This is a genomic window from uncultured Clostridium sp. (assembly GCF_937920395.1).
Taxonomy (GTDB): domain Bacteria; phylum Bacillota; class Clostridia; order Clostridiales; family Clostridiaceae; genus Clostridium_AD.
On the sequence record NZ_CALEVF010000041.1, the window covers coordinates 13,432 to 24,740 of the forward strand.

General features: G+C 29.4%; 10 protein-coding genes. 2 read left to right on the top strand and 8 right to left on the bottom strand.

Translation table 11 applies throughout. The features are described 5' to 3' along the window. Window positions 1-15: 15 nt before the first annotated feature. The 4 genes from Q0649_RS04790 to Q0649_RS04805 all read right to left on the bottom strand — a co-directional run bounded on the left by Q0649_RS04790 (window position 16) and on the right by Q0649_RS04805 (window position 4,169). Window positions 16-843, bottom strand: a complete 828-nt coding sequence (locus tag Q0649_RS04790) for a carbohydrate ABC transporter permease (RefSeq protein ID WP_298838144.1) — start codon at window positions 841-843, stop codon at window positions 16-18. Beyond that, window positions 843-1,691, bottom strand: coding sequence for a carbohydrate ABC transporter permease (locus Q0649_RS04795; RefSeq protein WP_298838268.1), 849 nt, complete (start codon window positions 1,689-1,691; stop codon window positions 843-845). Before Q0649_RS04795 ends, Q0649_RS04790 begins: the two co-directional genes overlap by 1 nt. 113 nt (window positions 1,692-1,804) lie before the next feature. After that, entirely contained in the window at window positions 1,805-3,055 is a 1,251-nt protein-coding gene (locus Q0649_RS04800; RefSeq protein ID WP_298838146.1) for an ABC transporter substrate-binding protein, read from the bottom strand. Between the two features lie 97 nt (window positions 3,056-3,152). Then, window positions 3,153-4,169, bottom strand: coding sequence for a LacI family DNA-binding transcriptional regulator (locus Q0649_RS04805; RefSeq protein ID WP_298838149.1), 1,017 nt, complete (start codon window positions 4,167-4,169; stop codon window positions 3,153-3,155). 281 nt (window positions 4,170-4,450) lie between these two features. Between Q0649_RS04805 and larA the strand changes: the two genes are divergently transcribed. Then, entirely contained in the window at window positions 4,451-5,749 is a 1,299-nt protein-coding gene (gene larA, locus Q0649_RS04810; RefSeq protein WP_298838152.1) for a nickel-dependent lactate racemase, read from the top strand. 34 nt (window positions 5,750-5,783) lie between these two features. Here the strand turns inward: larA and larE are convergent, their stop codons facing one another. The 4 genes from larE to Q0649_RS04830 form a co-directional block, all read right to left on the bottom strand. Beyond that, window positions 5,784-6,623 carry an ATP-dependent sacrificial sulfur transferase LarE gene (gene larE / locus Q0649_RS04815; RefSeq protein ID WP_298838157.1) on the bottom strand — a complete coding sequence of 280 codons (840 nt, stop codon included), beginning with the start codon at window positions 6,621-6,623 and terminating at the stop codon, window positions 5,784-5,786. A 115-nt stretch (window positions 6,624-6,738) separates the two neighbouring features. Next, window positions 6,739-8,811, bottom strand: coding sequence for a penicillin-binding transpeptidase domain-containing protein (locus Q0649_RS04820; RefSeq protein WP_298838160.1), 2,073 nt, complete (start codon window positions 8,809-8,811; stop codon window positions 6,739-6,741). Between the two features lie 137 nt (window positions 8,812-8,948). Continuing rightward, entirely contained in the window at window positions 8,949-10,112 is a 1,164-nt protein-coding gene (locus Q0649_RS04825; protein WP_298838163.1) for a DUF4041 domain-containing protein, read from the bottom strand. Window positions 10,113-10,254: 142 nt separating this feature from the next. Further along, on the bottom strand, window positions 10,255-10,842 hold the full coding sequence (locus Q0649_RS04830) for a zinc dependent phospholipase C family protein (RefSeq protein ID WP_298838166.1): 588 nt from the start codon (window positions 10,840-10,842) through the stop codon (window positions 10,255-10,257). A 251-nt stretch (window positions 10,843-11,093) separates the two neighbouring features. Here Q0649_RS04830 and Q0649_RS04835 point away from each other — a divergent pair, with 251 nt between their 5' ends. Next, window positions 11,094-11,294: a DUF1450 domain-containing protein gene (locus tag Q0649_RS04835; protein WP_298838169.1), complete on the top strand. Its 201-nt coding sequence runs from the start codon at window positions 11,094-11,096 to the stop codon at window positions 11,292-11,294. The last annotated feature ends 15 nt before the right edge of the window (window positions 11,295-11,309 follow it).

Consider the following 11,309-nt stretch of genomic DNA (forward strand, 5'->3'; position numbering starts at 1 on the left):
AAAATCTCCTTCTTTCTATTGTTTTATTGCTCCGTTAGTTACACCACTTATAATAAATCTCTGAGCAAATATATATACTATTATGATTGGTGCTAGTGCTAAAAGATAAGATGCAAAAGCTAAATTATAATTTGTGCTAAATTGCCCTTGAAAAACGTACTGTACTAGAGGTAATGTTGCCTGCGCAGGTTTACTTAATATAATAAGCGGAAGCATAAAATCATTCCAAGTTCCTAAAAAGGATAATATTCCTATAGTAGCATTTATCGGTTTTAATAAGGGGAATATTATACGAAAGAATATTTGCCAAGTTGAAGCTCCATCTATTGTAGCAGCCTCTTCTAATGACTTAGGAAGGGACTTTAAATACCCTACGTACAAGAAAATATTAAAGGGCAACCCATAAACAATATAAAGAACTATAATCCCCGGTATATTATCAAGTTGAAATGAACTTACTTGTTTTACCAGTGGTAACATTATTATTTGAAATGGTACAAACATAGCACTTATAAAATAGTAGTAAAGGATATTAAAAAACTTTACATCCCTATTTCTTGCTATTGCATAAGATACCATTGAATTTGTAATTATAATAAATAATACAGAAACAAAAGTTATTACTGCACTATTTCCAAATGCATCAAAAAAATTAGTTATTTTGATTGCCTGTGTAAAATTATCAAAATGAAATTTTGATGGTAATGAGAGTGTAGAATTAATCATATCTTGAGGGGATTTTAATGAAGTGCTTATTAGAATGTATAGTGGAAATAATATAAATATTCCTGCTAAGATTATCATTGTTAAAGTAAGAACCAAACTAATTTTCTTTTTCTTCATTATAAATCAACCTCCCGTTTTGCAAGTACTTTCAGTTGGAAAAGTGAAATTGTTACAATTACAATAAAATAAAGTACAGCATCTGCAGATTGATATGCAAAATTTCCCCCTGAAAATCCAAAATGAAAAATCACCCAAGCAATTGACTGAGTGGCATTACCAGGACCTCCACCTGTCATTGCAACAATTTGGTCAAATACCATTAAAGAACCTTTTAAACTCAATACCATATTTATTGTAAAAAAAGGAGCTATTAATGGAAATGTTATTTTCCTAAAGGTTTGCCACTTGTTAGCACCATCAATATCACTTGCCTCATAAATATCTTGGTCGATAGTTTGAAGTCCTGAAATATATATTATAGTACTAAAGGCTATGGACTGCCATGATGCCACAAATACTATACCCAGCCAAGCAAGATCTGGATTTCCAAGTATATTAGAACTTAAAATAGGAATATTCAAATATGTACCAAGCTGTGGTAATAATTGAGCAAATACATAATTAAATATAAAACCAACTATTAAAACTCCTAGTATATTTGGCAGAAAAAATATTGCTCTTAAAGCATTCTTAAATTTAATAGCTGAATTTAAAGCAATGGCTATAGCTAAACTTATCACGTTAACAATTATAGTTGTAAGTATTGCAAATTTAAAGGTAAAACCATAAGCATTTCTAATAGTGTCATCTTGAAAAAGGTTCAAATAATTTTTAAGACCTATGAACTTCCAATCTCCATAGCCATTCCAGTCAGTAAAACTATACAGGATGCCTTTTATTAATGGTAGTGTATGGAAAGTAAAAAATAATATTAAAGCAGGAATTGTCATAATATAAAAGATCATTCGTTTGTTTTTTTTCAATTAATTCACTCTCCTTTTTCTATGGATAATTACTTTTTAAGAAGTTATAGTATAGAGAAATATTTGTACTTTATTTCTCTATACTACATTAATATCTATTTTTTATTATTTCTATCATACTCTGTATCAAGCTTCTTTAAAAAGGCTGCTTTGTCTTTTTTAGTAAGAAAACCTTGTACAATAGATGCTGTGTCTAAACCAGTTGGGTAATAGTGATCAGGGAAACTTCCGATTTCTCCTTTTTTAAAGTTAGCTGCTAAATCTGTAACACTTTCATCCTTTTGTTCAACACCTTTAATAGCTGAAAATGCGAACTGATCATTTATATATTTTTGTGCATTTTCCTTTTGTAACATGAATTCAATAAATTTTTTAGCTTCTGCAGGATGTTTAGAATTTTTTGTTATTGCAAGCAATACATCAACACCTGAATTAATCTTATTTTTAGTTATATCATTAGTTGCTGGTAATGGGAACATTCCTAGTTTGATATTTGGATTTATTTTTTTAATATCTGAAATTGCCCAATTACCTTGAAGATACATTACTGATTTTCCTTGAGCAAATGCTTTGTTACCATCATTGTATCCCATTCCATATATGTCTTTTTGACCATATTTAATAATTTCAAGCATTTTATCTGCTATCTCTGAATGAGTAGCTGCAAATGTAGTTTTATCAGTTTTTCTATCAGCAAGAAATGTTTTTGGAGCAATATCAGAGGCTAGTATATTCCAGAAACACATACCTGTCCAAGCATCTTTAAGTGTTAGATAAAATGGGGTTTCATCACTAGTTTTTATTTTTTTCGAAAGCGTAATAAACTCATCCCACGTTTTTGGTATTTTCAAACCTAGTTTTACAAATTTTTCTTTGTTATATAAAACTCCACCAGCATTTGTTGCATAAGGTACTCCAAATGAAGTTTTGTCTCCATTTGTTAGAAGATCACTCATTTGCTTAGTGTAAGCTGGCTGTATATTATTAATAAAGCTTTCCTTACTAAGGTCTAAAAGAACACCATTAGTTGCAAGTTCACCATATAAACTATCGCCACCCATACTTAATACATCAGGCATATCATTTTTAGTAAGTCTTGTTTTTAAAACAGTTCCTGAATCTGGTGGAGCGTTAAGCACAATTTGAATATTGGGATTTTTAGTCTGAAAATCTTTGATCATACTTTGATATATGGTCTTATTTTCTGGTTTATTAGAAAATACCTCTAATTTAACTTTCCCACCAGTATTAGAACTACTATCTGATGATGAACAACCTACTAATAAAGAAGACCCTAATGCTAAAGTAAGCATTAATGATACTAAAGATTTTGATTTTTTATTCATTTTTATACCCCCTTAAATTTTTGTTGATAATTTCTATATTAATTATACTGTTTATAATCAGTGGGTTAATCGATTACGTAAACAGTATAAAAAACTATCAAAGTTTTTTAACACTTTCCCTTTCAATAATTTCAAAAGGCATTATTATACTTTCACTTTTTTTATTAGTTATAATGGTTTTGATTAACATTTCAACTGATTTTTGACCCATCTCATATGATGGTTGAGATATAGTAGTTAAGGGTGGATAAGACATTTCTGATACTTTCGTGTTATCATACCCTATTATAGATAAATCCTCTGGAATTAAAATACCTCTTTTATGAGCTATGAACATTGCACCAACTGCACTATCATCACAAGCCGCAAAAATAGCAGTGAATTTTTTATTTTCATTTAAAAGTGCCTCCATAGAACATTTACCTCCTTTAAAACTGAAACCACCATATTTTATAAGGGATTCATCAATAGTAAGATTATATTGTCTTAGCGCCTGTCTATATCCTTGCACACGAGATATTCCAGCAATGGGGTCCTCTTTTTCTCCACCTATCATTGCTATTTTAGTGTGTCCGTTTTCTATTAAATAACTAGTAGCCGCGTAAGCCGCTTGAAAGTCGTCCACTTTAATATATGGAATAGTAAAACGAGGTGAATATGTCGATACAAGTATGCAAGGTATTTTAGTGTCTATAATATTTTTGTCATACACATCTTTAGGAGATAGACTACATACAATAATACCATCTACCTGCCTTTCTGATAATACATCTAGATAATAAGGCATTAGATTACAACTAACACCTGTATTACAAATAAAAACACTATAATTATTTTTATGCGACATCTCCTCTATGCCATTTAGAATTTCCACATAAAAAGTAGTTTCAACCTTTGGTAACAATACACCTATAGTATGACTAGTTTTTGTTTTTAAGTTTCTAGCAATGGCATTTCTACGATATCCCATATTCTCAACGATAGCAACTACCTTTTTCCTTGTTTCCTCAGAATATCCACCTAAATCATTAAGTATTCTAGAAACAGTAGCTACTGAGACATTAGCTTTTTTTGCAACATCCTTGATAGTTGGCTTATTTATTGTGCTATTCATAATTTCCATTTTCCTTTCAGTAAACGATTAACCTAAATACAGTTTACCATATATATGTTAATTAGTATATAGTTTTGAAATATTATACAAATAATTCCGGATTATTGTTTTTGCCTTTATTTTATATAATCGTATTGCTTTACTTTATCTTTTAATAACGATAGCCGTTTAAATTTGTTATATTGCACTTCCTTATATAGAATTTAACTAAGACCTCCATTGACATAATTTAAAATTTCATGTTTAATGTATAGAAAGAGAAAATATGGGAGGAAATAATCATGAAAGAGTTTGAATTAAAACAAGGAAGAGGCACTGTTAAGTTTTCAATTAACGAAAAAAATGTTATTGGAGTACTTGATAATACGCCTTCAACGTGTTCCAAAACCGAAGAAGAAGTAATAAAAGAAGCATTACAAAATCCTATAGCAAGTCCTATACTTAGTGAAATAGTACATGCAGGTGAAAAAATTTGTATTGTTATACCTGATATTACTAGGGCATGGCAAAAATCATCCTTATATCTTCCATTCATTGTGGCTGAACTTACTAAAGCTGGTATAGTTGATAAAGATATATTATTTATTAGCGCTACTGGTTCTCATAGAAAACAAACCCAAAGTGAATATAAACAATTGCTAGGAGAAACACTTTACGGTAAATATAATATAATTGATCATGATTGTCATGATAAAGATAATTTAATTTATCTAGGTAAAACTAGCTTTGGCACACCGGTTTCTATTAATAAAAAAGCGATGGAATGTGACCATATTATAATTGCTGGAGGAATAGTATATCATTTTCTAGTAGGCTGGTCTGGCGGAAAAAAATCAATTTTACCTGGAATTGCATCATATGAAACAATAATGGCAAATCATGCTCTTTCACTTAATAAAAATTTGGGAGAAGGAACTCGAGATGAAATTACATGCGGGAACATAATAAATAACCCAGTACATTTAGATATGGAAGAAGCCTGTGGCTTTGTAAAGCCAAGTTTTATGTTCAATGTAATAATGGACAGTTATGGAAACATATCTGCGGCAGTTGCAGGTGATTGTATTAAGGCGCATGCACAAGGAAGAAGATATGTTGATGAATCTGACTGTGCATATATAAAAGAAAAAGCTGATTTAGTAATTGCAACCGCCGGTGGTTATCCTAAAGATATTAATTTTTATCAATCTTCAAAACTTCTTATGAATTCAAGGGAAGCTGCAAAAATTGGAGGGACTATCATTACATTAACTCAGTGCAGTGAAGGACTTGGTGGCGATGATGATGTTAGAGCTATGCTTGCTAACTATGATAATTTAATTGATAGAGAAAAATCCTTAAGAGAACGTTACACTATATCAAAACATGTGGGATGCCTCTCTTGTGAAACTGCATACCATTTCAATCTTATTGTAGTATCAAATTTAGATCCTAAATTTTTCAAAAGTACTGGGATTAAAATAGTTAAAACAATAGATGAGGCCTTAAATTTAACCTACGCAGAAAAAGGCAAAAACTTAAAAACATATATAATGCCCCATGGAGCAAACACCTTACCAAAACTCGTTCCTATTGATTAAGAAAAAAATAAAACAAGTAAAAAAGCTCTTGATTTTAATCAAGGGCTTTTACTGAATTCTTTTCTTTCTCACTAAGTACTTCATTCATACTTCCAGTTCTATATCCTAACAAATCAAGAGTAACATACTTAAAACCAATACTTTTTAATTCATTTGCAACCTTATCCATCATTTCTGTATTAAAAAATTTATTTCTTTCCTGTACGTTTACCTCTACTCTTGCTATATCTCCATGATGCCTTACTCTTATCTGTCTAAATCCTAAATCAAGTAAAAATTGTTCTGCTCTTTCAACCATACTTAATTTTTCAACTGTTATCTCGTTACCATATGGGAACCTTGATGATAAACATGCAAAGGCTGGTTTGTTCCAAGTAGGTAATCCTAGCCTTTTTGATAATTCTCTTATATTATCTTTTGTAAGGCCAGCATCTTTTAAGGGACTAATAACTTTTAATTCGTTAGCCGCCTTCATTCCTGGTCTATAATCTGAAACATCATCCGCATTAGAACCATCAAGCACTGCATTGATATTATTTTCATCAGCTACTTTTCTAACTTTTGAAAAAAGTTCTTTTTTACAAAAATAACATCTATCAATTGGGTTTTTAGCAAACCCTTCAATTTCTAATTCCTCAGAAATTATAACTATATGCTTTGCCCCGATGTCTCCAATATATTTAACAGCTTCCTTAAATTCTCTTTCAGGATAAGTTGTTGACTTTGCAGTAATTGCTATAACTTTATTACCTAAAACATCTGCTGCTACTTTTAGTAAAAAAGTGCTATCAACACCTCCTGAATAAGCTATTGCTACACTACCCAAGTCTTTAATATTATCTTTTAATTTTTGAAACTTCATTTCTAATTCCATATATATCCTCCTTGTCTAAAAACACAATTAATGTTTATAATAAAATCTTTAACATATTTAATGTAACATAATATTTAATTTTTGAACATAATAATTTACTTAAAAATTCATTATATTATTTTGACGCTACTTTTAAGTAGCTTTCCATTATGCCTTTAACTATAGGAACCACATGGTGACTTTCTCCTGTGTTTTTAACATTTTCCATAATCATCGATATTACTATTTTAGGATTATCTGTATTCATGCATGTAAACCAACCATTTTCTTCTGCTGTAACATCTTTAGCATCTTTTTTTAATTCTGCAGTTCCAGTCTTACCTGCAAGATTTACGCCACTAATTTTAGCACCATGACCTGTACCATTCGGGTCTTCTATAACTTGCGTAAGATCATCTTTTAAGGTTTTTATACTGTTTTGAGATATAACATTAGACTTCCACACCTTTGATATTATCTTTTTATTAAAATTCTCAAGTGTTGGAGACATAATATTCCCCTCATTAACAACAGCACTATAAGATAACGCAACCTGGAGTGGACTCATAAGAACTTCTCCTTGACCATAACCAGTATCAGCTAAAGAAATATCATTTTTAATAATGTTATTATTAGCTACTTGCGATGTTGCTATTGGGTAATCTATAGGAAGCTTCTCACCTATCCCGAATTTGCTCGCTCCCTTAATGAAATTTTCTTTACCTATCTTAAGTGCCGCTTGTGCAAAATATATATTATCTGAGTATACAAAAGCATCTTTCAGATTAACTGACGTTATCTTATCACTTACCCTGGTAACAACGCTAGATCCCCATGATTTATCTGGTTGCCATTTTTTACCTTGTATATTTATAAGTTCTTCAGGCTTTAGTTTTGCATTGTCCAAACCCACTGCAGCAGTAATAAGTTTAAATGTAGATCCTGGAGAATACACTACTTTAAATCTATTTTTGAATGGTTCTTTTTCTGATTTCCATGCTGCTATTTGAGTATTAGATTTATAGGTTGTATATGCATTTGAATCATATGAAGGAGAGCTTACTAAGGCTAGTACCTCACCTGTTTTGGGATTAATTGCCGCAGATGCTCCAGGCTCTTTATTCATTCCTTTATATATATTTGTTTGAAGATGTGCATCTACTGATAATGTAATATTTTCACCATTTTTAGATACTTTTTTTAGAACTGTATCCTGTTTAATTGCTTTACCATCCTTTTGCCTAGATATAGAGATTATTACACCACTATCACCTTTAAGTCTTTTTTCATATACTTGTTCAAGACCAGCCTTACCTATTAGACTTGATGAACTATAACCCTGACCCTTATTATTTTCTAATTCTTCAGCGGTTATTGGTGCGATATATCCAATTAGTGAACCAAATGCTTCTCCTCCTGGATATATTCTACCTTTAGGCCTCATAGGTAATACACCTTTAATCTTCATAACTCCAGCTATTTTAACCTTTTCGCTACTTAATATATTAATAATCGGTATAAACTCATCTGGATTTTTATTTGCTTTTAGTTTATCTTCTATAACTGAAGCATTTATATCTAAAATTTTAGCCATTTGTATTATATTGTTGTCTTTTTCTTTTACAAAATCATTAAGATTTATTCCAAGGGTAACAATGTCAGCATTTATTGCAAGTGGTTTTTTATTTTTATCATAAATTTCGCCACGTATTGCTGTCAATGTAGTAACTTTAACTTTATCTCCAACTTCCATACTAGGTAATATCATTTTTTCATTCCAAACTATTGTCCACTGATTTTTTTTATTAACTTTTTCTTTTATCATCGTTGCTTGGTATCCTGGCATTTTTAATTGACCTGCAGCGGTATTCATATTCATTGAAAATTGTATTTTAAGATTTTTTTTATTGCCATCTTTAATCTTATCTTCATTTTCAACATTAATTGATATATTTTTTGCTTCAATTCCTGAATATATAGCATTGTATTTATCTATGAATTGTTTCTGCGTTATTGTTTCTTTAGTTTTAACTGAAAGCATACTATACATTGCTTTGAAATCCTGCTTTACCCACATACTCTTGTATGTATCAAAGGTTTTAGTTGCACTATCAACTTTTGTATAAATAGTAAATATAAATGCTCCTCCTACTACTAAAGCTATACCCAAGATTGTAAAAAGAGACACTTTTAAATATTTTCTTGACATATTTTTATCACCCCATTATTATTATAACACTTGAATCGTTTAATAAAATAGCCATAATTGTAAAAAGAAACTATTCATTTCAAAAAAAGAGACTATTGATTTCCTAATCAATAGCCTAAAACTCACTAATTATGGTTTTATATAGTTTCACTTTCTTGTTCTTTTTCTTCTTGGTCCTTTACTTTATATTCATAAGAAAGGTAAAGTTCTTCTAATTTAGTATTAAAATATTTAGGTGATATTTTAACTTGTGTTATATTCCCGAGCTTATTTAAATCTTCAAAGAATTTTTTTATTCTTTTTTCTATTGCTTCAATATTACTGAATTTCACCTTATTAATTATAGAATCACACTCATCATTAAAAATTCTAACAACTAATTTGATCATATCATCAGTCATATCTCCTGCTGATTGATTATCTTCATTTACATTTCCATCAATAATCCACTGCTTAAATTCTATAGCTTCTTTAGATTTAATCATAGCAACTTGCTTTTCCCTTATTTCTGCAAGCATAGTAGAGCATTTAACTGAATTCATTAAATTATATTCTGATTTATAAATACCGAAACCTTGCATCGATACATCACCATTTAAATTAATTATTTGAGATTTCAAATCCTCTACAGAAGCTTTTGTATTATTATATTCTAAATTAAGTTCCTCAATAGATTTAGTCTTACTCTCTATTAAAACCTCATATTCACTTGACTTCTGATCAAGTTCAATAGACTTTTGTTTGAAAATATCTTCATATTCTTTGCTCTTACTTGCAATGAATTCGTCATATTCAGATGATTTATCTTCAAGCTCTTTACCTTTTAACTCAATTAAATTATCATACTCTTCCTTCTTACCGTTTATTAAATTATCATATTCAGATGATTTATCTTCAAGTTCTTTACCTTTTAACTCAATTAAATCATTATATTCTTTCTTTTTATTTTCTATTATATTATCATTTTCAATTGACTTGTCCTCAAGTTCCTTATCTTTTAATTCGATTTTGTGATCGTATTCATTCGATTTTTCTTCGAATTCTCTTGTTTGATAAGTAGCTTGATTACCATAGTCTACATTTAGTTCCTCTATAGCCTTTGTTTTTGTTAAAATTAGCTTATCATATTCTTCAAGCTCTGCTTCGAGTTCTTTTGTTTTAGATAAAATCCTACTCATTCCCATTTGAGTTGGAGTTAATTTTATATATTTTAAATTTTTATTTTCCTCGATTAATTTTTCAATCTCAGATTTATATTGCTTCGCACTTAAAGCGTCTTTAATGGATGAAAGTATTGCCATTGATAACCCTCCTTATTTCTTTACAGTATACATTATACCACAAAAAATTCACTAAAAATGTAACCGCATTCTTAAAAACACGGTTATTATACTTCAAATTATAAAACAATTAAATTTTTTGTTAATAATTTTCAATATTAAGTTAATTTAATTGATATTTTGATGGTATATTAAGTCCCTTTTGTTGGTAATTAAATTGAGCTGAACATACTATCAATTCTGAAATTTGAAGTGCTCCAGCTAAGGCATATGTTATATCTTTTGTTAAACTGTTTGACTCTGATTTATATTTTTCTTGCAGACTAAGTGCTATATTTTCTACACTTACTTCAAGTATTTCATGATTGTTAAGTTTTAACTTACCCCTTAAAAGAATCGCTAGTAATTTGACATGCAAAATAGATTCATAAGCCATATGTTCAATAACACCTTTTTTTTCATTACCTTCCCTGTGATATAAACAAAAGTAATCACAAGCAAAGTGACAGATCACTCCTAAAGACTTTGAAAATTCTTTAATCGAAATATCTTTACTCATCAATTCTTCAGAATATTTATTAACTTCGTATAAACTTTCATCTAGTGTGTGCTCGCGATTAATGTCCTTATTGTTAAAATCTGGTTTTATATTACCATAACCAAATGCCACCCTATCTAGCTTAAAATTCATATCTTTTGAAATGTGTTTATATAAGATCTGAGACATAAGTATGTGAGTATTAACTATCATATTATACACCGCCTTATGTTTATATATTATTCTAAAATGATGAGATTGTAATTTAGATTAGGTTAAGATATTGTTATCTTATTGTTAAACAAAAGAATATTTTATATTATTCTTCTTTTATATTGTAAATTTATCTTTTTATAAATAATTCACTATAATTGCTTGCGCAAATGATAAAGATAAGGTAATCTATTGTTATAAAATAATTTTTATTAGTTAATAATAGAAACATATAAAGGACGTGATATATAATGATTAAAATATGTAAATCAAGTGATAGCTATAGTGAACTTAGTAAAGCCTTAAAAGATAATAATATAGAATTTAAACACAAAAAATGTTTAAGCAAATGTGGTTTGTGTCATAAACATCCATTTGCAAAAGTACATGGTGAATTTGTCTCTGCTGATACTGTAGAAAAACTTATTAAAAAATTAAAAGAGGACAAATAATAATGGAGGATAGGT

What these genes read in the sequence shown, in the direction of transcription:
- larE (WP_298838157.1), bottom strand. Translation starts at nt 6,623, where the DNA reads ATGGAATTAGAAATGAAGTTTCAAAAATTAAAAGATAATATTAAAGAC.
- Q0649_RS04825 (WP_298838163.1), bottom strand. Translation starts at nt 10,112, where the DNA reads ATGGCAATACTTTCATCCATTAAAGACGCTTTAAGTGCGAAGCAATAT.
- Q0649_RS04805 (WP_298838149.1), bottom strand. Translation starts at nt 4,169, where the DNA reads ATGAATAGCACAATAAATAAGCCAACTATCAAGGATGTTGCAAAAAAA.
- Q0649_RS04795 (WP_298838268.1), bottom strand. Translation starts at nt 1,691, where the DNA reads ATGATCTTTTATATTATGACAATTCCTGCTTTAATATTATTTTTTACT.
- Q0649_RS04830 (WP_298838166.1), bottom strand. Translation starts at nt 10,842, where the DNA reads ATGATAGTTAATACTCACATACTTATGTCTCAGATCTTATATAAACAC.
- larA (WP_298838152.1), top strand. Translation starts at nt 4,451, where the DNA reads ATGAAAGAGTTTGAATTAAAACAAGGAAGAGGCACTGTTAAGTTTTCA.
- Q0649_RS04820 (WP_298838160.1), bottom strand. Translation starts at nt 8,811, where the DNA reads ATGTCAAGAAAATATTTAAAAGTGTCTCTTTTTACAATCTTGGGTATA.
- Q0649_RS04835 (WP_298838169.1), top strand. Translation starts at nt 11,094, where the DNA reads ATGATTAAAATATGTAAATCAAGTGATAGCTATAGTGAACTTAGTAAA.
- Q0649_RS04800 (WP_298838146.1), bottom strand. Translation starts at nt 3,055, where the DNA reads ATGAATAAAAAATCAAAATCTTTAGTATCATTAATGCTTACTTTAGCA.
- Q0649_RS04790 (WP_298838144.1), bottom strand. Translation starts at nt 843, where the DNA reads ATGAAGAAAAAGAAAATTAGTTTGGTTCTTACTTTAACAATGATAATC.